Origin of the sequence: Kosakonia sp. N21, from assembly GCF_050587465.1 — a bacterium.
Classification (GTDB): Bacteria; Pseudomonadota; Gammaproteobacteria; order Enterobacterales; family Enterobacteriaceae.
Genome location: NZ_JBOBHR010000012.1, coordinates 107,405 through 128,994 on the forward strand (window position 1 = coordinate 107,405; position 21,590 = coordinate 128,994).

Consider the following 21,590-nt stretch of genomic DNA (forward strand, 5'->3'; position numbering starts at 1 on the left):
GAGACGACTTATGGCTTATCAATCGCAAGACATCATCCGTCGTTCCGCGACTAACGGTTTCACCCCCGCGCCACAGGCGCGGGATCACCAGCAGGAGGTGGCGAAGCTTATCGACGTCACCACCTGTATCGGCTGTAAAGCCTGCCAGGTGGCCTGTTCTGAGTGGAACGACATTCGTGATGAAGTGGGGCATAACGTCGGGGTGTATGACAACCCGGCGGATCTGACCGCTAAATCCTGGACCGTGATGCGCTTCTCGGAAGTGGAGCAGAACGACAAACTGGAATGGTTGATCCGCAAAGATGGCTGCATGCACTGCGCCGATCCTGGCTGCCTGAAGGCATGTCCGTCGGAAGGGGCTATCATTCAGTATGCCAACGGTATCGTCGACTTCCAGTCTGAGCAGTGCATTGGCTGCGGTTACTGCATCGCCGGTTGCCCGTTCGATGTACCGCGTTTAAACCCGGAAGACAATCGCGTCTACAAATGTACGCTGTGCGTTGACCGTGTCACCGTAGGCCAGGAGCCAGCGTGTGTGAAAACCTGCCCAACCGGCGCTATCCACTTTGGCTCCAAAGAGGATATGAAAACACTGGCGGGCGAACGCGTAGCGGAACTGAAAACCCGTGGTTACGATAACGCAGGTTTGTACGATCCGGCTGGTGTGGGGGGGACACACGTTATGTACGTGTTGCATCATGCCGACAAACCGAATCTGTACCACGGCTTGCCGGAGAACCCGCAAATCAGCGCTACGGTTAAATTCTGGAAAGGGATCTGGAAACCTCTTGCGGCGGTCGGCTTTGCGGCGACCTTCGCAGCCAGCATCTTCCACTATGTCGGTGTCGGTCCGAACCGTGCAGACGAGGAAGATGACAACCTGCATGAAGAGAAAGACGAGGTGCGCAAATGAAAAAACGTGACACCATCGTGCGCTACACGGCGCCTGAGCGCATCAACCATTGGGTCACCGCCTTCTGTTTCGTGCTGGCGGCGGTGAGCGGACTGGGATTTTTCTTCCCCTCCTTCAACTGGTTGATGGGCATTCTCGGTACGCCGCAGCTGGCGCGCATTCTCCATCCGTTCGTCGGTGTGGTGATGTTCGCATCGTTTATAATCATGTTTTTCCGCTACTGGCACCATAACCTCATCAATAGGGATGATATCTTTTGGGCGAAGAATATTCGTAAGATTGTCGTCAATGAGGAAGTGGGTGACACCGGGCGCTATAATTTCGGCCAGAAGTGTGTGTTCTGGGCGGCAATTATTTTCCTGGTGTTGCTGCTGGTAAGCGGCGTGGTTATCTGGCGCCCTTACTTCGCGCCAGCGTTCCCGATTCCGGTGATACGAATTGCCCTGATGGTGCATTCATTTGCCGCAGTCGCGCTAATTGTGGTTATTATGGTGCATATTTACGCCGCATTGTGGGTAAAAGGCACCATAACCGCAATGGTGGAAGGCTGGGTTACCAGCTCATGGGCGAAGAAACATCACCCGCGCTGGTACCGGGAAGTTCGCAAGACAACGGAAAAATCAACTGAATGAGTATTCGCATAATCCCGCAAGATGCGCTGGAGAAGAGCGATAAACGCACGGCGGAAGTGATTCCGCCGTTATTATTCCCCAGACTGAAAAATCTCTATAACCGCCGCGCAGAGCGTCTGCGTGAGTTGGCCGAGAGTAACCCGCTGGGTGATTACCTGCGCTTTGCCGCGCTGATCGCCCATGCTCAGGAAGTGGTGCTGTACGACCATCCTTTGCAGATGGACCTGACGGCGCGCATCAAAGAAGCCGCCGAACAGGGTAAGCCGCCGCTGGACATTCACGTGCTGCCGCGCGACGCGCACTGGCACAAGCTGCTGCATTCACTGATTGCAGAGCTCAAACCCGAAATGAGCGGCCCTGCGCTGGCCGTGATCGAGAATCTGGAAAAAGCCTCGGCGCAAGAACTGGAAGCGATGGCCAGCGCACTGTTTGCCGCCGATTTCGCCTCAGTGAGCAGCGATAAAGCGCCCTTTATCTGGGCGGCGCTGTCGCTCTACTGGTCGCAAATGGCTACGCTGATCCCGGGTAAAGCCCGTGCTGAATATGGCGAACAGCGCCAGTTCTGCCCGGTGTGCGGTTCGATTCCAGTCTCCAGCGTTGTGCACATTGGCACGACTCAGGGCCTGCGTTACCTGCACTGCAACCTGTGTGAGACCGAATGGCATGTGGTGCGCGTAAAATGCAGCAACTGCGAGCAGACTCGCGACTTACACTACTGGTCGCTGGATAACGAGCAGGCAGCAATCAAAGCCGAAAGCTGTGGCGACTGCGGCACCTACCTGAAAATTCTCTATCAGGAAAAAGATCCAAACGTAGAGCCGGTCGCAGATGACCTGGCCTCGCTGGTGCTCGACGCACGCATGGAGCAGGAAGGCTTTGCCCGCAGCTCCATCAACCCGTTCTTATTCCCTGGCGAAGGGGAATAAAACTGCATAACCCTTGCCTCATCCGGGCAAGGGTTGCCTGCTCTTCACCCTCCTCCTCTGTTTCGCTTCCCGTTGCCGTTGGCACTGATTGTTAAACATCGTCCATTCCCATTTCGCTAAAACCAGGCTATAAAACTGGATATTTATACAGATATAAGGTTATCGGAATGGCACTGGAAAAGGGGATCGCCGGTTTGGTGAGCGACTTTATCGCCGCCGGTCGCCCGTCAGCGCGGGCAAAGAGTATTGATGAACGACGCGCAGGCTATATCGCCAGCACGGTACTTGCGGGAGAGACGGAAACCCGCGTGCAGGTCGCAGATACGACTCTGGATGGCATAACGCTGCGCATCTTTTCTCCGCTGGATGCCAGCGAAGCGCTACCGGCACTGATTTACTACCACGGCGGCTGTTTTATTAGCGGCGGTTTCGCCACCCACGATAATCAGCTTCGCCAGGTGGCTTACTACAGCGGCTGTCGGGTCATTGCCGTTCAGTATCGCCTCGCCCCGGAACATCCCTGGCCTGCAGCACACGACGACGCACAAAAAGGCGCTAACGTTGTGTGGAAGAATGCCGAAGCACTGAATATTAACCGGGAAAAAATCACCCTTGCGGGTGACAGCGCAGGCGGGCATCTGGCGCTGGTTACGGCCTTGCGGTTAAAGGCGGCGGGCAACTGGCAGCCCGCACAGTTAATCCTTATCTATCCGATGCTGGACGCGACCGCCTACTTCGATAGCTATGCCTTTAATGGCATTGATTACGTGATAACCCGCGATGCCTTACTCTCAGGTTATGACATGTATCTTGGCGATGCCGACCGCTTGCAAGCGGATGTCAGCCCTTTGTGGCGAGATGATTTTAATGGCCTGCCGCCGGTACATATCATCACTGGCGAATTTGATCCGTTGTGTGATGAAGGCGAGGCGCTTTATAAACATATGACGGAACAGGGTGTCACCTGCACCGGGTCACGCTATCAGGGGGTGATTCACGGTTTCTTCCAACTGGCGGGCATCAGCCAGGCAGCAAAAGATGTCATCAGAGACGTTGCCGCCCGCGTCGCCCGGGCATAACTACACAACACAAGGAAAGCAGATGTCTGTCGTCATTCCGGTAGAAAAACAGTTCGCCGCTTACAATGCGCACGATATTGACGCATTTGCCGCATGCTTTAGTGAAGATTTTACCGCCTGGCGCATGCCAGCAGACGAACCCACTTTGCAAGGCCGTGAAGCGCTGCGCAACTTTTACGCGCAGCATCGGTTTAACAATCCGGCCTTACGGGCTGAGCTACTGTCACGCACCGTGATGGGCAATAAGGTGTTCGATCACGAAAAAATCTACGGCATGGGCGATGCTGTGATTGAAAATATGGCGGTCTATGAAGTGCAGGATGGATACATTAAAACTGCGTGGTTTTTCTTTGCCGGGTAATGCGGCAAAAAGGCAATGCGCCTGTGTTAACAGGCGCAATAGGCGCTTACTCTTCTTCGTTGCCGCCTTCAATATACGAGCCGAAAGGTTTGGCAGGCAGCACAATGTAAATGCCTTCGAAAATCGCCCCGGGTTTGTCGTCGCCAAACAGTTCGACCTGAAGCTGCACCCGCGCTTTACGGCCACGCGCCAGTCTGTCGAGATCGCCGCTTAACGAACCAAGATCGGCAATCGCACTGGGTTTGCCGGTTATCGGTGTACTGTAACGAATGTGCGCATCGGCAAGAATAATGGTGCCGCCAAGGTGGCGTTCACGCAGCATCAACCAGATAAGCCCCCAGCCGGTGAGTGTCGCCAGAGAGAACAAACTGCCGGCAAACAGTGTGTGGTGCGGGTTCTGATTACCGATTTCCGGCATGGTGGTGATAAATTTCTGCCCGGTGTACTGCTGTATACGCACCCCCATCTTTTCGCTCAGCGGGATATGCTCATACCAGGCTTGCTGTAACTGCCCGCACCAGTCGCCGCGATGCAGAATATCATCCAGGGTGGCGACGGGTTTGATCATCAGGAAATGGCGGACCGGCGTGGTTTGCGGTGCGGTGATTTCACCTTCATTCACAAACCCCAGCTTGGCGAAAAACGCCACCGCATCTTCACGGGCGCTACAGGTTACACGCTTCACCCCCTCCTGACGGGCAACCGACTCCAGCGTCATCGCCATCAGCGTGCCCAGCCCTTTATCCTGCACGGACGGGTGCACCGCCATAAAGCGAATCGAACCTTCGTTATCCGCATTGATATACAGCCGCCCTACCGCCACAAGATTGCCTTCTTCATCGACAACCATCTGGTGATGCGCCATTGCATCCCAGGCATCACGCTCAGAACCTTTCGGCTGGTGCAGCGGCTTGCGCAGCATTTCCCAGCGAAAGTGGTAATAAGTCTCTAACTCTTCTTCTGTTTGCGGTACGCGAAGGTGATACATAGCTGTATTCTCTCTTGTTTCCCGGGGCCACGCCACAAGCTGGCTCATACTTGCAACCAGAATGTTACGGGGCCGTCATTGACCAGTGAGACCTGCATGTCCGCAGCAAATCGTCCCGTTTGCGTTACCATCTGCTGGCTGCGGCAACGTTCAACAAAATAGTCGTAAAGCGCCTGCGCTTTTTCCGGTGCTGCGCCTCTGGAAAATCCCGGACGCATTCCGCGTTCCGTGTCCGCCGCCAGCGTGAATTGCGACACCACCAGCACGCTCCCACCGGCCTGCTGGACATTGAGATTCATCTTCCCTTCCGCGTCGCCAAAAATGCGATACCCCAGCACACGCTCGCACAGGCGGTTCGCTTTTTGTTCATCGTCTTCCTTTTCGACCCCTAACAACACCAAAAGTCCCGGGCCGATTTCACCCGTCACTTCACCCGCCACGCTTACGCTCGCACGGGAAACGCGTTGAATTAATGCAATCATGGTTGGTTTGCTTCTTCTTGTTGTGCTGCTTTTTTGAGTTTTCGGTATTCACCGAGAGTGACAGTTATTTCAGCGCCAAGCAAGACGATGCACCATGTCCAGTAGACCCAGAGGAACAAAATGGGGATGACAGCCAGCACGCCATAAATGAGCTGGTAAGAGGGAAACATGGCAATGTACAGGGCGAAGCATTTTTTCCCCAGTTCAAACAACACCGCCGCGACAAACGCCCCGACAATCGCATCACGATTTGGCACCCGGGTGGTCGGCACAATGCTGTACAGCAACCAAAAAGAGAGCCACGACAAAACCAGCGGGAAAATGCGCAACACATTATCAATTACGCTGTTTAATTCACTGGCCCAGCGCAGCGATAACAGATAAGAGCTGATCGCCAGGCTGGCCCCTGCCAGTAGCGGCCCAAGCGTCAGGATCATCCAGTACACCGCAAACGAATAAACATGCGGGCGCACACGCGTACTGCGCCAGATTGCGTTCAGCGCGCTGTCTATGGAGTACATCAGCAGTAGCGAAGTGATAACCAGCCCGCACGCCCCAACGGCGGTCATCTTGCTGGAGTTAGCCACAAACTGCTCAATGTAATTCTGAATCACATCCCCGGTGGTGGGAATGAAATTGGCAAAGATAAAGTGGCGCAGTTGAAGGCTGACGTCAGAAAACATCGGAAATGCGGCAAACAGCGCAAAGACCACGGCGATAAAAGGCACCAGCGAGAGCAAGGAGACATAGGCGAGATTCCCCGCCAGGGTCGTCATATGGTCTTCATCAATGCGCTGCCAGAGCAACTTCAGCCATGACCACAGCGGGCGTGTATGGTGCTTCGCCTTATGCCGGGCATTTCTCAACATAGCTGCTTCGCAAAATAGTCGGGGATCGTCGCTTTACTGGTGACAAGAATACTGGTTATCCCGAGCTGATTAGCACCGGCAATATTGTCGCTATTGTCATCAAAAAAGACGGCATCGTCGGCAGAAAAACCTTCAAGCGCCAACACCTGCTGGTAAATACGCGCTTCAGGTTTGCGCATTCCCATATCCTGGGAGAGGTAGATATGATCCGCCGCTGCGCGAATTTCCGGGTATTGTTCCGGCCAGTAGGTGGTGTGCAGGCGGTTAGTGTTGGACAGCACCACAACCCGGTGTCTCTGCGCGCGCAGTTTGTGCATGATGTCAATCACTTCCGGACGCAAAGCAACAAACACTGCCTGCCAGCCGGTAGAGAACTGCTCATAGCTCAAAGGAAGCGCCATCTCTTCACACATCGCTTTGGCGAAATGCTCATCGCTGATCTCCCCACGCTCATGCTGATGAAACGTCTCACCCATGTTAAAGCTCTGCTTTAACGTTGCCAGCGGTACGCGGCTGAAATCGCTCCAGGCGCCCAACACCCGGTTAAAGTCGATGTCGACAATCACATTACCTAAATCAAAGATATAGAGCATTTCTCTCTCCTTGCCAGCCGTTGAGAATTAACTGTAGCGGGAAAGGTTAACTTTGACTATGCGCATAATCGGACACTCAGCATATCTTCATCTTTACGTTTTTCGGCAGTACAAAGAAGGCACATTTGAGGTAGAAAAAAGGTACGCCCCTTCATATTCCTCAATCATCAGGCTCAGCGATCTTTCCGGCGTCCGGTAAAAACCCGGCAAGGTATCATTTATATCCGACTCATCTGCCGTATCGGCGAACGTCTTCACAATCCGGTCGTTGCTTAACACGCGCGAACGCAGTTGTTGGCTGTAATGGAAATAGATACTCCGATTAACCTCCGAAACCTGCTGACCAAAGAGCTTACCGGTCATCACGGCCATACCTTTACCCTCACTCATGCGAAAAGAGAGTGTTCCAACAAATCGGTTTTTGCCGACATGCCATTCAGCCGTTCCCACGCACTGCAAAGGCGGTGCGGTGAGGTGAGAATACAAGAGCATGCCGCTGGTAATCACTGCGGCTAACAGCGCAACAGACAGTGACATCATGCTGAGATATTTTTTCATTGCTCACGTGTCCAAAAATAATGTGAGGAACAAAAAGCCGTCTTATCTACTCGCGCATCTTTATCACAGGCAAACGCCACAATGCGATCGGCCTGACTGTAACCCGTTAAAAACAAGTAATCGTTATTTGCGCATAACCCAGGATTTTTATTAAGCAAATTAGCGTAGTACTCCGAAGTACGCTCATTCGCAGCGTAAAATATTCTACAGTCATGACCTGAAGAGGGGGCTGCGCTAAGAGAGAGATAATCCTTAAAAGGCATTGGCAAGTGGGCGTTATAAAGCATCCAGCCATTTATTACGCTGAGCAGAATCAGTATCACCACACTGGCGATAAGCCAACGTTGATAGTTTTTTTTCGCGTTGATTACCGGCACCGGTTCGCTTATTTGCACGACTGGTTGCGGAACTGTATGTATTGCTACGGTTTGTGGCGTATTAAGCACTTCAACGCTTACAGTGGTTGAAAGGGTGAGCCCGCGTCGCGAAATGGTTTTTACCACATCACGAGGCAAACCGGCCACCTCCAGCGCGTTACGCAGAGTAAGGATTGCCTGATAAAACGCATTAGGCGTAGTGACATCGTTTCTGTCTCCCCATCCAACCTTCATCAAATCATTTTGAGAAATCACTTCTCCAGGATGCGTTATTAGATAAAGGAAACAGAGGCTGGCTGGTAACTGCAAATGAAGAGTACGGCCAGTCAAACGATTCGTCAGGCTTTTACTGTCAGGGTTAAACTCCACTAAATTATTAATGAGATACAATTTTTCCTTTCCTCGGCAGGGCTACCGTTTAAAAATTCATCCTAAAACGGTGCAGATTAATTTTAGCAAAAAATTAAAATAATTCACCACAACTATAGGTTTAACAAACTAAGAAAACCATCTAAACCCAGTAAATCCAAAGAGTTAAAAATTAATTTCTTAGATGAGAATTAAAAATATTTAATAAGGCTAATTGATTAAAAGATAACATCATTTGAATTTATATTTGCTTCAGAAAAACACATAACGTGAACAGGAGCAAGTATTAACTGAAGAGATAAACAGTTTGACGTGAGTAGATACATCTTGTGTTTAGATATTAAGGGTTAAGACAATTCAAAAGCTTATATCCTGATTCAGCCACAAAATTTATATATTTAATTTAAAAACCCACATATCCATTCAAATGCGGTGGGTGCCTTATTCCCTGCGGGGAGGAAAATATGTCACATTCAACAAAATATTCGCCAATAGCAATCGCTATTTCTGCGGCTCTGGCATCAATATTCATTCCAGTCCACGCAGCGTATTTAAATTTCAATGACTTGCCTGCAACGGGTCTGGTTTCTGATTTACCAGCTGAAATCCAGGCGCTTATTCCATCCGGCGCAAGTGCAAATTACAGTAAAAACACCAGCGATCCTAACTATGTATATCAATGGAACACTGGCAGCATCCCAATTTATGGTAACGGTATTACGCTGAATGGCCCCGGAGCCGAAGCATTTGAACATACCGTTACTGTTATTCAGAATTCGACGACGGGCAGCCCTGGGGTCATATTTGGCGATGACTTAACGATTTATACACAATCCAAAGTTGCGGCAAATAATGGCAAAGATGTTGACGGGATCCGTACACACGGTACCAACACGCCAGATAACCCGGTATTTGTAATAACGGGCGATCGCACCAAAATTTACGTTAACGGAGACAGCGGCGACGGAATTAACGCCGGTTACAGCTCTTTCAGTCAGGGGTTCCTTGGTTCTGCCAACATCTACGTTGGCAACGATGCGTATATTGAAACCACCGGTAACACCGGGCGCGGCGTTACCGCTTATGCCATCAAGGACGCCACCGCGGCGAAAAACAATATCATCCTTGGCGATCGCGCACATATCGTTACCCGCGGCAACTATGCAGAAGGTATTCGCGCATACCAAAGCGGTTCTTATATCCGCCTGGGCCAGGATGCAGTCATTGAAACGTATGGTAAGCAGGCTTATGGCGCCTACGCGGGATCTTCATCGAAGATTGAATTGGGCAAGAATGCCGATATCACCACCAATCTCGATGGCGCAAACGCGATTTATGCCGCCGGCTCTTCAACTATCTCTTTAGCTGAAGATGCGTCCATAACGACCAACGGTGTTGGCGCTTACGGGGTGTACACCACCAATGCGATCGTCAATCTCGGCGATAACGCATCAATCGCAATTAATAACAACAGCGGTACCGCATCCTCCGGCTTGCATGCGTTGTCGAAGGGGAAAATCAATCTGGCCGGCGGTGCAGCCATTACCATGGCCGGTGACAAAGCCAGTAATAACTATGCAATGTCGACCCTCAGCGGCGGGGTGATCGATGCCTCAGCCGGCGGAAAATTCACCATCGATGGCGATATTTCCTCATCCGGCGATAACAGCGCCATTCTGCTGTCGATGCGGGACAACTCATTATGGGATGGCGCATCTTATATTACCGGTGCAGCAACAACAGCGCTCACCATGAGCAATGCCGTCTGGAATATGACTGACAGCTCGACACTGACCAGCCTGACGCTGGATTCAGGTGCGGTGGTGAATGTTCTGCATGATAACGACGGGTTGTGGAAGACGCTGACGGTGAACGGTGATTACACCGGTAACGGCGGTACACTCGCCTTTAATACCGTGCTGGCTGACGACACCTCTGAAACAGACAAAATGATTGTTAAAGGGAATACCGCCGGTAACACCTTTGTCGCCATTAATAATATTGGCGGGACAGGGGCGCAAACTGTTGAAGGTATCGAAATTATCGACGTCGAGGGTAACTCCGCCGGTACCTTTGAAAAAGCAGGCCGTATCGTTGCCGGGGGCTATGACTATAACGTGGTGCAGAAAGCCAACAACTGGTACCTGACCAGCAAGATCGAAGATGTGGAGCCGGAACCTGAGCCTGATCCGGTTGGACCTGAGCGCCCAATTGTGCCGCCTTCGGTTGACCCGGTTACACCGGCAGGTAAGCATCAGTATCGCCCTGAATTCGGTAGTTATCTGGCCAACAACTATGCGGCAAATACGCTGTTCATGACCCGTCTGCACGATCGCCTGGGTGAAACACAGTACACCGATGTCCTCACTGGCGAGAAGAAAGTCACCAGCCTGTGGCTGCGTAATGTTGGCGGTCATACCCGCTTCAAAGACGGCAGTGGTCAGTTAAAAACCAGCAGTAACCGCTATGTTATGCAACTGGGGGGCGATCTGGCGCAGTGGAGCACAGACGGTCTTGACCGCTGGCATGTGGGTGCAATGGCGGGCTATGCCAACAGTAGCAACACCACCAAATCGAACCTTACCGGCTACCACTCTCGCGGGAAAGTTTCCGGTTACAGCGTAGGGTTGTACGGTACCTGGTATGCCAATGAAGCGGATAAAACAGGTACCTATGTTGATAGCTGGGCACTCTATAACTGGTTTGATAACGACGTGACAGGCCAGGAACAAGCGACTGAAAAATATAAGTCCAAGGGCATCACCGCTTCGGTTGAAGCCGGTTACAGCTTTAAAGTCGGCGAAAATGAACAGCGCAGTTTCTGGATCCAACCCAAAGCCCAGCTGGTCTGGATGGGCGTTAAAGCAGGTGAGCATCGCGAGCAGAACGGCACGCGAGTGAAAGACGAAAGCAGTGGCAATCTGATGACCCGCCTTGGCGTGAAAGCTTACCTCAGCGATCGTAACCCGGTTGATGCAGGCAAAGACCGCCAGTTGCAGCCGTTTGTTGAAGTTAACTGGATCCACAACACGCAGACTACCCGGGTGAAAATGGATGACGTGAGCAACAGCATGAGCGGGACGAATAATATCGCTGAACTGAAAGCAGGCGTAGAAGGCCGGGTTACACCAAACCTGACACTGTGGGGCAACGTTGCTCAGCAGGTGGGGACCAAAGGCTACAGTGACACACAAGGTATGCTGGGCGTGAAATACAGCTTCTGATAAACATACCGCCATAAAAAAAGCCGCTGACTTCAGCGGCTTTTTCATTTACTGGCAAAGAAGCGGTCTTACTCTTCTTTCGTACCGCGCATTGCGCGTTTACGGTCGTTCTCAGTCAGGTGACGTTTACGGATACGAATGGACTGAGGAGTAACCTCGACCAGTTCGTCATCATCAATAAACTCCAGCGCCTGCTCAAGAGTCATCTTAACCGGCGGAACCAGAACCGTGGCTTCGTCCGTACCGGACGCACGCATGTTGGTCAGTTTTTTACCGGTCAGGCAGTTAACGGTCAGGTCGTTAGAACGGCTGTGAATACCGATGATCTGGCCTTCGTAAACTTCCGCGCCATGGCCCAGGAACAGCTTACCGCGGTCCTGCAGGCTGAACAGTGCGAACGCAACCGCTTTACCCTGACCATTGGAGATCAGTACGCCGTTGTTACGCTGACCCACTTCACCCGGACGAACATCATCGTAATGGCTGAAAGTGGAGTACAGCAGACCGGTACCGGAGGTCATGGTCATGAACTCAGAACGGAAGCCAATCAGACCACGGCTTGGGATCACGTAGTCGAGACGTACGCGGCCTTTACCGTCCGGATTCATGTTTTTCAGGTCGCCTTTACGCTCACCGAGCGCCTGCATCACAGAACCCTGGTGCTGCTCTTCAACGTCCAGCGTAACGTTTTCGAACGGCTCTTGTTTACGGCCGTCGATTTCACGGAAGATAACTTTCGGACGGGAAACCGCCATTTCGAAACCTTCACGACGCATGTTCTCGATAAGAACGGACAGGTGCAGTTCACCACGACCGGATACGCGGAACGCATCCGCATCTTCGGTTTCTTCCACGCGCAGCGCAACGTTGTGCACCAGCTCTTTATTCAGACGGTCGAGGATCTGACGTGAAGTCACGTACTTACCTTCTTTACCGCAGAACGGAGAGGTGTTGACGTTGAAGAACATGGTCACGGTCGGTTCATCAACAGACAGCGCCGGCAGCGCTTCTACATTCTGCGGATCGCAGATGGTGTCAGAGATGTTCAGCTCGCCCAGACCGGTGATCGCAATGATATCGCCCGCTTCTGCGACTTCGCTATCAATACGCTCCAGCCCCAGGTGAGTCAGTACTTTACCGACTTTACCGTTACGGGTTTTGCCTTCGCTATCAATGATAGTGACCTGCTGGTTCGGTTTCACTTTACCGCGCTTGATACGACCAATGCCGATTACACCAACGTAGTTGTTGTAGTCGAGCTGAGAGATCTGCATCTGCAGAGTGCCGTCCAGATCAACGTTCGGTGCCGGTACATGGTCAACAATCGCCTGGTACAGCGGGGTCATGTCTTCAGCCATGTCTTCGTGGTCCATGCCCGCGATACCGTTCAGCGCAGAAGCGTAAACGATCGGGAAGTCCAGTTGCTCGTCGGTCGCGTCCAGGTTAACGAACAGGTCAAAGACCTGGTCAACAACCCAATCAGGACGCGCGCCAGGGCGGTCAACTTTGTTGATTACCACAATCGGTTTCAGGCCATGGGCAAATGCTTTTTTGGTCACGAAGCGCGTTTGCGGCATCGGGCCGTCAAATGCGTCAACCACCAGCAGCACGGAATCAACCATGGACATCACACGCTCAACTTCACCACCGAAGTCGGCGTGCCCTGGGGTATCAACGATGTTGATACGGTAATCATTCCATTTGATAGCGGTGTTTTTCGCGAGGATGGTAATCCCACGCTCTTTCTCCAAATCGTTGGAGTCCATCACACGCTCTTGTGTTTCAGCACGTTCGTCGAACGTACCGGATTGCTGCAGCAGCTTGTCAACCAGGGTCGTTTTACCATGGTCAACGTGAGCAATGATGGCGATGTTACGCAGATTTTCGATCACAACTTTGCCTCAGGCATTAGAAATAGCGCGTTATTGTACACGTATTAATCGAAGGACTAAACAGGATCACAAACATCCTCCGCAAACAAGTATTGCAGAGTTGCTTTGTGATCGCTTTCACGGAGCGTTAAAAGGGGCATTTAACGAAAATTGCACCAATATAGTGCCCAATGTTCACATTGAAGCACTATATTGGTGCAGCTTAACCATCATGGTGCAGCCCTTTTGCACTATACCGTGCATGATAACGCCTTTTTAGGGGCATTTAAAAGTTGGCATAGATTTCGCTTTAACTATTTTACGGCAACAACGCCAGGTTTACGTAGTATTTGAAGACCTCGTTACCACGACGACAATGACAAATCCGGGAGAGTTTAAGTATGTCCGCTGAACACGTTTTGACGATGCTGAATGAGCACGAAGTGAAGTTTGTTGATCTGCGCTTCACAGATACTAAAGGTAAAGAACAGCACGTCACTATCCCAGCCCATCAGGTCAATGCCGACTTCTTCGAAGAAGGTAAAATGTTTGATGGTTCTTCGATTGGTGGCTGGAAAGGCATCAACGAATCCGACATGGTACTGATGCCGGACGCGACTACCGCTGTCATTGACCCGTTCTACGAAGAACCTACGCTGATCATCCGTTGCGATATCCTGGAACCTGGCACCATGCAGGGTTATGACCGTGACCCGCGCTCCATCGCGAAACGTGCTGAAGAGTACCTGCGCGCTACCGGTATCGCAGACACCGTTCTGTTCGGGCCAGAGCCGGAATTCTTCCTGTTTGACGACGTTCGCTTCGGCAGCTCCATTTCCGGCTCCAGCGTCGCTATCGACGATATCGAAGGCGCATGGAACTCCTCTACCAAATACGAAGGTGGTAACAAAGGTCACCGTCCGGCAGTTAAAGGCGGTTACTTCCCGGTTCCACCGGTTGACTCCGCTCAGGACCTGCGTTCCACCATGTGTCTGGTGATGGAAGAAATGGGCCTGGTTGTTGAAGCTCACCACCACGAAGTGGCGACTGCTGGTCAGAACGAAGTAGCAACCCGCTTCAACACCATGACCAAAAAAGCGGACGAAATTCAGATCTACAAATACGTTGTGCACAACGTTGCGCACCGTTTCGGTAAAACCGCGACCTTTATGCCGAAACCGATGTTCGGTGATAACGGTTCCGGTATGCACTGCCATATGTCCCTGTCCAAGAACGGCACCAACCTGTTCTCTGGCGACAAATATGCAGGCCTGTCTGAAACAGCGCTGTACTACATTGGCGGCGTAATCAAACACGCGAAAGCCATCAACGCCCTGTCTAACCCGACCACCAACTCCTACAAGCGTCTGGTCCCGGGTTACGAAGCTCCGGTAATGCTGGCTTACTCTGCCCGTAACCGTTCTGCTTCTATCCGTATCCCGGTGGTTGCTTCTCCGAAAGCGCGTCGTATTGAAGTGCGTTTCCCGGATCCGGCAGCGAACCCGTACCTGTGCTTCGCAGCACTGCTGATGGCCGGTCTGGATGGTATTAAAAACAAAATCCATCCGGGCGAAGCCATGGACAAAAACCTGTACGATCTGCCGGCTGAAGAAGCGAAAGAAATCCCGCAGGTTGCAGGCTCTCTGGAAGAAGCACTCAACGCACTGAGCGCTGACCGCGAGTTCCTGACTGCTGGCGGCGTATTCACCGACGACGCGATCGATGCCTACATCGCGCTGCGTATCGAAGAAAACGACCGCGTTCGCATGACGCCGCACCCGGTAGAGTTCGAACTGTACTACAGCGTTTAATAAATTTAATACTCAGCGGATTTCTTGTCGTAGCAAGGCGGCAACTGAGCAAACCCTCGGGAGCATAGATAACTATGTGACCGGGGTGAGCGAAGGCAGCCAACGCAGTTACGTCGAGAACGACGCCAGAGGATTTGTTGCCGTGGAACTTTTTAGCCCATCCCAGGATGGGCTTTTTTCTCCACCAACAACCTGATCTATCGCGCTTTTTACCGATAAAAAGCTATACTGCACTAAATTAGTGCAACTATCCGGGAGACTGCTGAATGGCAAGTGGCGTGCTGCCCGATGCTGGGCAGATCCTCAATTCTTTAATCAACAGCATCTTGCTGGTTGATGATGAACTGGCAGTGCATTACGCGAACCCGGCTGCGCAACAATTGCTGGCGCAGAGTTCACGTAAGTTATTTGGCACACCTCTACCTGAATTACTGAGCTACTTCTCACTGAACATCGATCTGATGCGGGAAAGTCTGCACGCCGGACAGGGGTTTACCGATAACGAAGTCACACTCGTCATTGACGGGCGTTCACACATTCTTTCACTGACGGCGCAACGTTTGCCGGAGGGGCTGATCCTGTTGGAAATGGCGCCGATGGATAACCAGCGACGTCTGAGTCAGGAGCAGCTCCAGCATGCCCAACAAGTCGCTGCACGCGACCTGGTGCGTGGACTGGCCCATGAAATCAAAAACCCGCTTGGTGGACTACGTGGCGCCGCGCAATTGCTGAGTAAAGCGCTGCCCGATCCGGCATTGCTGGAATATACCAAAGTGATCATCGAGCAGGCCGACCGTCTGCGCAACCTGGTGGATCGTCTGCTTGGTCCGCAACAGCCTGGAATGCATGTTACCGAAAGCATTCATAAGGTTGCCGAACGTGTGGTGAATCTGGTGTCAATGGAACTGCCGGATAACGTCACGCTGGTCCGCGATTACGATCCCAGCCTGCCGGAACTGGCTCACGATCCCGACCAAATCGAGCAAGTTTTACTGAATATTGTTCGCAACGCGCTGCAAGCGCTGGGACCGGAAGGTGGCGAGATCATTTTACGTACCCGTACCGCTTTCCAGTTAACGCTGCACGGTGTGCGCTATCGCCTGGCGGCGAGAATAGATGTGGAAGATAACGGTCCGGGCATTCCTTCGCATCTCCAGGATACGCTGTTCTATCCGATGGTGAGCGGGCGTGAAGGCGGTACCGGACTTGGGTTATCTATCGCACGAAGTTTGATCGATCAACATTCTGGCAAAATTGAATTTACCAGTTGGCCAGGACATACCGAATTTTCGGTTTACCTGCCTATTCGGAAGTAGAGGTGTTTATGCAACGAGGGATAGTCTGGATCGTTGATGACGATAGCTCCATCCGTTGGGTGCTGGAACGCGCGCTCACCGGGGCAGGCTTGAGTTGTACAACATTTGAAAGTGCCAATGAAGTGCTAGATGCGCTAACCACCAAAACCCCTGATGTACTGCTTTCGGATATTCGTATGCCAGGGATGGATGGACTTGCGTTACTGAAACAGATAAAGCAGCGCCATCCGATGCTTCCGGTCATCATTATGACCGCACATTCCGATCTGGATGCCGCCGTCAGCGCCTATCAACAAGGGGCGTTTGATTATCTGCCCAAGCCATTTGACATTGATGAAGCCGTTGCGCTGGTCGAGCGCGCAATCAGCCATTATCAGGAACAGCAGCAACCGCGTAATGTACAGGCCAGCGGTCCGACAACCGACATCATCGGCGAAGCTCCGGCAATGCAGGATGTATTCCGCATTATTGGTCGCCTGTCGCGCTCGTCCATTAGCGTGCTGATTAACGGTGAATCCGGGACCGGTAAAGAGCTGGTCGCACATGCGCTGCATCGCCATAGCCCACGGGTAAAAGCGCCGTTTATTGCGCTGAATATGGCCGCGATACCAAAAGATTTGATCGAGTCTGAACTGTTTGGTCACGAGAAAGGGGCCTTTACCGGCGCGAACACCGTGCGTCAGGGCCGTTTTGAACAGGCCGACGGCGGGACGCTGTTTCTCGACGAAATCGGCGATATGCCGCTGGATGTGCAGACCCGTTTGCTGCGCGTGCTGGCTGATGGCCAGTTCTATCGCGTGGGCGGTTATGCACCGGTAAAAGTCGATGTGCGCATTATCGCAGCTACGCACCAGAACCTTGAGCTGCGGGTTCAGGAAGGGAAATTCCGTGAGGATTTATTCCACCGCCTGAACGTTATTCGCGTGCACTTGCCGCCACTGCGCGAACGTCGGGAAGATATCCCTCGCCTTGCGCGGCACTTTTTGCAGGTTGCTGCCCGTGAACTGGGGGTGGAAACCAAGCAACTCCACCCTGAAACGGAAGCGGCATTAACGCGTCTGCCCTGGGGCGGGAACGTGCGTCAGCTCGAAAATACCTGTCGCTGGCTGACGGTAATGGCTGCAGGTCAGGAAGTCCTGATTCAGGATCTGCCTGCCGAGCTTTTCGAAACAACCACGCCGGATAACCCGTCACAGAGTCTGCCGGACAGTTGGGCAACCCTGCTGGCGCAATGGGCGGATCGCGCGCTGCGTTCCGGTCATCAAAATCTGCTCTCTGAAGCGCAACCGGAGATGGAACGGACGCTGCTGACCACCGCATTGCGGCATACGCAGGGCCATAAACAGGAAGCGGCACGCTTGCTCGGCTGGGGCCGCAATACCCTGACGCGTAAGCTGAAAGAGCTGGGAATGGAGTAGACGGCGGCAGAAGTGTAAAGATTGAATAGTCAGTGCAAATTGCTGCGATTTCACACTTTACTGTTACCCGTAGTTAAGTATGATCTTGCCCGTTCACGGGGGAGTTCATCATGCTGGAATCATTCATCAATATGGTTACGACAGGCGTCGAAGCTGGCGCGTCTGCAAGCCATACACCGCAAACAGCCATCGCGGCTGTGCTTTGCGCCGCGTTGGTTGGGCTGTTTAGCTAGTCTTACTGACGGCGCTGCGCTTATCAGGCCTACGCACCCTGTTGTAGGCCTGATAACACGCTCGCTAAATCACTCTTGAGAACTGCTGCAACCGCGCTTTCTGGCGCAGATAAGCGTCGAAGCACATGCAAATATTGCGGATCAGCAAACGCCCTTTCGCCGTTACCTGCAACCCGGCTTCATCAACCGCCACCAGCCCATCATCCACCAGCGGCGCTAACAAGCGCAAATCTTCGGCAAAATAGTCGCGAAAATCGATTCCCCAGACATTTTCCACTGCACCGAACGCCAGACGGAAATTACAGATCAGCATTTTGATCACGTCACGGCGAATACAGTCATCACGGGTCAGCGCAATCCCCCGCCATAGCGCGTTACCGCGTTCGTCCACCTGCTGATAATAGTGTTTTAGCTCTTTCTGGTTTTGCGCGTAGCTGTCGCCAATCATGCTAATAGCGGAAACGCCCAGCCCCAGCAGATCGCTATCGCCCTGGGTGGTGTAACCCTGGAAATTGCGGTGTAACACACCGTTACGCTGCGCCACAGCCAGTTCATCATTCGGACGGGCAAAGTGATCCATACCGATAAACTGATAACCCGATGTGGTGAGCGAGGTGATGGTTTGCTGCAAAATATCCAGCTTCTGCTGGGCGGAAGGCAGATCGGCATCTTTGATTTTGCGCTGCGCGGCGAACAGCGTCGGCAAATGCGCATAGTTGAACACGCTCAGGCGATCCGGGCTCAGCGCTGCCACGCGTTGTAGCGTAAAGGCAAAGCTTTCCGGCGTCTGTTTTGGCAGCCCATAAATCAGATCGATATTGGTCGAAGTAAAACCGATTTTCCGGGCGTGATTAAGCAGCGCGAAGATAAAATCTTCATCCTGCTCGCGGTTCACCAGCCGCTGGACTTCTTTATTAAAGTCCTGCACGCCCATGCTCAGGCGATTAAAACCTTCGCGGCGCAGATGATCGAGAACGTCCAGCTCAATTTCACGGGGATCGACTTCGATCGAGATTTCCGCTTCATCGTTAAAGGCAAAATGCCCTCGCAGAAGCCCCATCAGGCGGCTGATTTGAGCTTTATTCAGGTAAGTTGGCGTACCGCCGCCCCAGTGCAACTGGCTGACGTGGCGGCCTTTAAACAGCGGCGCACGATGAACGATCTCTTGTTCCAGCGCGTCCAGGTATTGATCGGCTTTGTGCTGCTGCCGGGTAACAATCTTATTGCAGCCGCAGAAATAGCACAGCTTGTGACAAAACGGGATATGAACGTACAGCGATAGCGGACGCTCCGGATAACGCGCAACAGCACGCTGAAAATCCTCTTCGCCGTAAGCGTCGGAAAACTCCAGCGCGGTGGGGTATGAGGTGTAACGCGGCCCGGAATAGTTATATTTCTGGATGAGGGCCAGGTCCCAGTCGATCACATGCTCTGACATTGCTTACTCCTTCCGATGACGCCGCTGGCGGGTCCGGCGGCCCGGCCTGACCTCATTGCGGGTCATAAGCCGGTTGCGCAGCCACACTTTGCGCCGCGACAACCGCTGTAGTTTAACGAATAACCACACCAGATAACATATAACCGGAAGGGTTATAAGCAGGACGGGAAGGCCCATAGAAAAGGATTAATTGCCGCCTTTCAGCAGACGCATCATATCTTCCTTGCGCTCTTCTTCTTCCTCATCTTCATCATCATCGTAAGAGAGACCCAGCTTCTGCATCAGCTCATCAATGCGATCCAGTTTGGCATCCACCCACGCTTGATCTTCCGCGCTCAGGGTTTCGCCCTCTTCCAGACGTTCCAGCAGCGCATCCAGGCGCTCATCCGTTTCCAGCATCTCCAACTCATCCTGCGGTGAAAGCATAGGTTTCTCGCTCTTAGGTTTGTGGTGCTTTTTAACCTGGGGTTCGGTAACGCCCAGTGGGATCGGTTTTTTGCTGCCTGTGCGCGGATCTTTTTGCGGTTTACCCTTGCCGGAGCCGGAAGACTCAGCACCACCGTTCGCGCGGCTGCCAGAAGCATTACCGCGATGCTTTTTGTCACGTTTGCGATCGCGGCCTTCCTGATTCAATTCTTCACGTGTTTTACGGCGTACTTTGCCGCGAGGTTGGGTGGACGGTTTTTTCATGATGGTCGTCTTAAGTCGTTTTCTTCAGTATAGAATTGCGGCGGAATCTAGCAGAAAGCAAGCAAAGAAAAAAGGCGACAGTGCAAACTGTCGCCTTTTTTCTTGACCCTCAACCCATAATGGGTTCTACATTCCGTGTGCGCTATCAACCAGCCCTGTTTTTCCATTAGCGTCGAACATTCCCTGTTGGGGTTCCTTTTCCGTGTAAACGTCTCCAGACGTTTTGTCCTGTCTTCGCCTCCTGGCGCTCCTGACCCCTCACTCCTTGAGTCATCCTTCCTTCTTTAGCCTCCTGGCCTGCGAGTTACTTTACCCTTCTGAGCGAAACTGACAAGCAGTTAGATGCCTCGATCCGATAAATTAGGAAAATTCTTTAAAACCAACTCATTGATTTAAAATAGTTTACCGGTTTCGGGTGCCTGCAACTTCTCTGAAAGTTCGCATAGCAGGAATAGCCAATCTCTTACAACACTTAAGACAACGGCTTACAGGTGAGTTTCTGACGAGAAAAACAGCCTTTTGCAGCAGTTCAGGTATAATCGCCGCATGCTTTCAGATGGAGACGACCATTTTGACTAACTGGAATTACCAACAGACGCACTTTGTCACCAGTGCGCCTGATATTCGCCACTTACCCGCCGACACCGGTATCGAAGTGGCTTTTGCTGGCCGCTCCAATGCAGGAAAATCGAGTGCGCTTAACACGCTGACAAACCAGAGAAACCTGGCGCGCACATCAAAGACTCCGGGCCGTACGCAACTTATTAACCTGTTTGAAGTCGCCGACGGCAAACGCCTGGTCGACCTGCCGGGTTACGGCTATGCAGAAGTGCCGGAAGAGATGAAAATCAAATGGCAGCGCGCGCTCGGGGAGTATCTGGAAAAACGCCAGTGCCTGCAGGGTCTGGTGGTGTTAATGGATATTCGCCATCCGTTAAAAGATCTGGATCAGCAGATGATCCAGTGGGCAGTAGACAGCAATCTTCAGGTGCTGGTGCTGCTCACTAAAGCGGACAAACTTGCCAGCGGCGCGCGCAAAGCGCAGCTCAATATGGTGCGTGAAGCCGTGCTCGCTTTCCAGGGAGACGTTCAGGTTGAAGCGTTCTCTTCCCTGAAAAAACAGGGCGTGGACAAATTGCGTGAAAAGCTGGACACCTGGTTTAGCTCGCTGCCGCCGGTTGAAGAAAGTAACGAGTAATCCCTTCCATCACGCGGCGTCCGCCGCGTTTTTTCTTTCTTTTGCACAATAAAAAACGCCCCAGTCATTACTGACTGGGGCGGCTAAATATTCAGCCAAATCCGATTACGTGAAGTAAAAGGTCTGAAAGATAGAACATCTTACCTCTGTACCCTACGCAAATAACTCTACTCCCTTTTTGGATCCGGACAAAGCACTTTTTGTAATTTCTTTTCAATTTTTACATAGGGAATTCTAATGATCA

At 52.2% G+C, this 21,590-nt stretch carries 21 protein-coding genes; 11 read left to right on the forward strand and 10 right to left on the reverse strand.

Annotated elements, in window-relative coordinates:
* The first annotated feature begins 10 nt into the window (after window positions 1-10).
* From fdxH to ACQ3G7_RS22540, 5 genes are all read left to right on the forward strand, one after another.
* Window positions 11-913 carry a formate dehydrogenase subunit beta gene (fdxH, locus tag ACQ3G7_RS22520; protein ID WP_263098625.1) on the forward strand — a complete coding sequence of 301 codons (903 nt, stop codon included), beginning with the start codon at window positions 11-13 and terminating at the stop codon, window positions 911-913.
* Window positions 910-1,545 (forward strand): formate dehydrogenase cytochrome b556 subunit, encoded by a 636-nt coding sequence (gene fdoI / locus ACQ3G7_RS22525; protein ID WP_061499470.1) that lies wholly within the window; start codon window positions 910-912, stop codon window positions 1,543-1,545. The genes fdxH and fdoI overlap by 4 nt, the downstream gene beginning before the upstream one ends.
* Complete coding sequence (fdhE, locus tag ACQ3G7_RS22530; RefSeq protein WP_263098626.1) at window positions 1,542-2,471, forward strand: formate dehydrogenase accessory protein FdhE; 930 nt, start codon at window positions 1,542-1,544, stop codon at window positions 2,469-2,471. The genes fdoI and fdhE overlap by 4 nt, the downstream gene beginning before the upstream one ends.
* Window positions 2,472-2,638: 167 nt before the next feature.
* Complete coding sequence (locus ACQ3G7_RS22535) at window positions 2,639-3,550, forward strand: alpha/beta hydrolase (RefSeq protein ID WP_430892284.1); 912 nt, start codon at window positions 2,639-2,641, stop codon at window positions 3,548-3,550.
* Window positions 3,551-3,572: 22 nt separating this feature from the next.
* Window positions 3,573-3,911 carry a nuclear transport factor 2 family protein gene (locus ACQ3G7_RS22540; RefSeq protein WP_430892286.1) on the forward strand — a complete coding sequence of 113 codons (339 nt, stop codon included), beginning with the start codon at window positions 3,573-3,575 and terminating at the stop codon, window positions 3,909-3,911.
* 46 nt (window positions 3,912-3,957) lie between these two features.
* Here ACQ3G7_RS22540 and fabY read toward each other — a convergent pair whose 3' ends face one another.
* The 6 genes from fabY to ACQ3G7_RS22570 all read right to left on the reverse strand — a co-directional run bounded on the left by fabY (window position 3,958) and on the right by ACQ3G7_RS22570 (window position 8,168).
* On the reverse strand, window positions 3,958-4,899 hold the full coding sequence (fabY, locus tag ACQ3G7_RS22545) for a fatty acid biosynthesis protein FabY (protein WP_430892288.1): 942 nt from the start codon (window positions 4,897-4,899) through the stop codon (window positions 3,958-3,960).
* Window positions 4,900-4,943: 44 nt separating this feature from the next.
* Complete coding sequence (dtd, locus tag ACQ3G7_RS22550) at window positions 4,944-5,381, reverse strand: D-aminoacyl-tRNA deacylase (protein WP_263098630.1); 438 nt, start codon at window positions 5,379-5,381, stop codon at window positions 4,944-4,946.
* A complete protein-coding gene (locus ACQ3G7_RS22555) occupies window positions 5,378-6,250 on the reverse strand; it encodes a virulence factor BrkB family protein (RefSeq protein WP_061499493.1) in 873 nt (290 codons plus the stop codon). The genes dtd and ACQ3G7_RS22555 overlap by 4 nt, the downstream gene beginning before the upstream one ends.
* Window positions 6,244-6,843 (reverse strand): glucose-1-phosphatase, encoded by a 600-nt coding sequence (gene yihX / locus ACQ3G7_RS22560; protein WP_430892291.1) that lies wholly within the window; start codon window positions 6,841-6,843, stop codon window positions 6,244-6,246. Before yihX ends, ACQ3G7_RS22555 begins: the two co-directional genes overlap by 7 nt.
* A 93-nt stretch (window positions 6,844-6,936) precedes the next feature.
* Entirely contained in the window at window positions 6,937-7,401 is a 465-nt protein-coding gene (locus ACQ3G7_RS22565) for a YqeJ family protein (protein WP_430892293.1), read from the reverse strand.
* Complete coding sequence (locus ACQ3G7_RS22570; protein ID WP_430892295.1) at window positions 7,398-8,168, reverse strand: winged helix-turn-helix domain-containing protein; 771 nt, start codon at window positions 8,166-8,168, stop codon at window positions 7,398-7,400. The genes ACQ3G7_RS22565 and ACQ3G7_RS22570 overlap by 4 nt, the downstream gene beginning before the upstream one ends.
* A 443-nt stretch (window positions 8,169-8,611) precedes the next feature.
* Here ACQ3G7_RS22570 and ACQ3G7_RS22575 point away from each other — a divergent pair, with 443 nt between their 5' ends.
* A complete protein-coding gene (locus tag ACQ3G7_RS22575; RefSeq protein ID WP_430892297.1) occupies window positions 8,612-11,371 on the forward strand; it encodes an autotransporter outer membrane beta-barrel domain-containing protein in 2,760 nt (919 codons plus the stop codon).
* A gap of 68 nt (window positions 11,372-11,439) precedes the next feature.
* Here the strand turns inward: ACQ3G7_RS22575 and typA are convergent, their stop codons facing one another.
* Window positions 11,440-13,263, reverse strand: coding sequence for a ribosome-dependent GTPase TypA (gene typA, locus ACQ3G7_RS22580; protein ID WP_263098635.1), 1,824 nt, complete (start codon window positions 13,261-13,263; stop codon window positions 11,440-11,442).
* Window positions 13,264-13,643: 380 nt separating this feature from the next.
* Between typA and glnA the strand changes: the two genes are divergently transcribed.
* From glnA to ACQ3G7_RS22600, 4 genes are all read left to right on the forward strand, one after another.
* Entirely contained in the window at window positions 13,644-15,053 is a 1,410-nt protein-coding gene (glnA, locus tag ACQ3G7_RS22585; RefSeq protein WP_263098636.1) for a glutamate--ammonia ligase, read from the forward strand.
* Between the two features lie 266 nt (window positions 15,054-15,319).
* Window positions 15,320-16,369, forward strand: a complete 1,050-nt coding sequence (gene glnL, locus ACQ3G7_RS22590) for a nitrogen regulation protein NR(II) (RefSeq protein WP_263098637.1) — start codon at window positions 15,320-15,322, stop codon at window positions 16,367-16,369.
* Between the two features lie 8 nt (window positions 16,370-16,377).
* The gene (gene glnG / locus ACQ3G7_RS22595) at window positions 16,378-17,787 is read left to right on the forward strand and encodes a nitrogen regulation protein NR(I) (RefSeq protein ID WP_263098638.1); all 1,410 of its coding nucleotides are present in this window, start codon (window positions 16,378-16,380) and stop codon (window positions 17,785-17,787) included.
* A gap of 110 nt (window positions 17,788-17,897) precedes the next feature.
* On the forward strand, window positions 17,898-18,020 hold the full coding sequence (locus ACQ3G7_RS22600) for a YshB family small membrane protein (RefSeq protein ID WP_139109680.1): 123 nt from the start codon (window positions 17,898-17,900) through the stop codon (window positions 18,018-18,020).
* Between the two features lie 64 nt (window positions 18,021-18,084).
* On the opposite strand, the gene hemN is transcribed toward ACQ3G7_RS22600, so the two are convergent.
* Both hemN and yihI read right to left on the reverse strand, forming a co-directional pair.
* Complete coding sequence (gene hemN, locus ACQ3G7_RS22605; protein WP_430892300.1) at window positions 18,085-19,458, reverse strand: oxygen-independent coproporphyrinogen III oxidase; 1,374 nt, start codon at window positions 19,456-19,458, stop codon at window positions 18,085-18,087.
* A 186-nt stretch (window positions 19,459-19,644) separates the two neighbouring features.
* Window positions 19,645-20,148 carry a Der GTPase-activating protein YihI gene (yihI, locus tag ACQ3G7_RS22610; RefSeq protein WP_263098640.1) on the reverse strand — a complete coding sequence of 168 codons (504 nt, stop codon included), beginning with the start codon at window positions 20,146-20,148 and terminating at the stop codon, window positions 19,645-19,647.
* Between the two features lie 571 nt (window positions 20,149-20,719).
* Between yihI and yihA the strand changes: the two genes are divergently transcribed.
* The gene (yihA, locus tag ACQ3G7_RS22615) at window positions 20,720-21,346 is read left to right on the forward strand and encodes a ribosome biogenesis GTP-binding protein YihA/YsxC (protein ID WP_148654743.1); all 627 of its coding nucleotides are present in this window, start codon (window positions 20,720-20,722) and stop codon (window positions 21,344-21,346) included.
* Between the two features lie 91 nt (window positions 21,347-21,437).
* Here yihA and spfP read toward each other — a convergent pair whose 3' ends face one another.
* On the reverse strand, window positions 21,438-21,485 hold the full coding sequence (gene spfP / locus ACQ3G7_RS24795; RefSeq protein ID WP_071892919.1) for a small protein SpfP: 48 nt from the start codon (window positions 21,483-21,485) through the stop codon (window positions 21,438-21,440).
* Between the last annotated feature and the right edge of the window lie 105 nt (window positions 21,486-21,590).

What these genes read in the sequence shown, in the direction of transcription:
- ACQ3G7_RS22600 (WP_139109680.1), top strand. Translation starts at nt 17,898, where the DNA reads ATGCTGGAATCATTCATCAATATGGTTACGACAGGCGTCGAAGCTGGC.
- ACQ3G7_RS22575 (WP_430892297.1), top strand. Translation starts at nt 8,612, where the DNA reads ATGTCACATTCAACAAAATATTCGCCAATAGCAATCGCTATTTCTGCG.
- ACQ3G7_RS22565 (WP_430892293.1), bottom strand. Translation starts at nt 7,401, where the DNA reads ATGAAAAAATATCTCAGCATGATGTCACTGTCTGTTGCGCTGTTAGCC.
- hemN (WP_430892300.1), bottom strand. Translation starts at nt 19,458, where the DNA reads ATGTCAGAGCATGTGATCGACTGGGACCTGGCCCTCATCCAGAAATAT.
- glnL (WP_263098637.1), top strand. Translation starts at nt 15,320, where the DNA reads ATGGCAAGTGGCGTGCTGCCCGATGCTGGGCAGATCCTCAATTCTTTA.
- glnG (WP_263098638.1), top strand. Translation starts at nt 16,378, where the DNA reads ATGCAACGAGGGATAGTCTGGATCGTTGATGACGATAGCTCCATCCGT.
- fdxH (WP_263098625.1), top strand. Translation starts at nt 11, where the DNA reads ATGGCTTATCAATCGCAAGACATCATCCGTCGTTCCGCGACTAACGGT.
- glnA (WP_263098636.1), top strand. Translation starts at nt 13,644, where the DNA reads ATGTCCGCTGAACACGTTTTGACGATGCTGAATGAGCACGAAGTGAAG.
- fabY (WP_430892288.1), bottom strand. Translation starts at nt 4,899, where the DNA reads ATGTATCACCTTCGCGTACCGCAAACAGAAGAAGAGTTAGAGACTTAT.
- ACQ3G7_RS22555 (WP_061499493.1), bottom strand. Translation starts at nt 6,250, where the DNA reads ATGTTGAGAAATGCCCGGCATAAGGCGAAGCACCATACACGCCCGCTG.
- ACQ3G7_RS22540 (WP_430892286.1), top strand. Translation starts at nt 3,573, where the DNA reads ATGTCTGTCGTCATTCCGGTAGAAAAACAGTTCGCCGCTTACAATGCG.
- ACQ3G7_RS22535 (WP_430892284.1), top strand. Translation starts at nt 2,639, where the DNA reads ATGGCACTGGAAAAGGGGATCGCCGGTTTGGTGAGCGACTTTATCGCC.
- yihX (WP_430892291.1), bottom strand. Translation starts at nt 6,843, where the DNA reads ATGCTCTATATCTTTGATTTAGGTAATGTGATTGTCGACATCGACTTT.
- fdoI (WP_061499470.1), top strand. Translation starts at nt 910, where the DNA reads ATGAAAAAACGTGACACCATCGTGCGCTACACGGCGCCTGAGCGCATC.
- yihI (WP_263098640.1), bottom strand. Translation starts at nt 20,148, where the DNA reads ATGAAAAAACCGTCCACCCAACCTCGCGGCAAAGTACGCCGTAAAACA.
- dtd (WP_263098630.1), bottom strand. Translation starts at nt 5,381, where the DNA reads ATGATTGCATTAATTCAACGCGTTTCCCGTGCGAGCGTAAGCGTGGCG.
- fdhE (WP_263098626.1), top strand. Translation starts at nt 1,542, where the DNA reads ATGAGTATTCGCATAATCCCGCAAGATGCGCTGGAGAAGAGCGATAAA.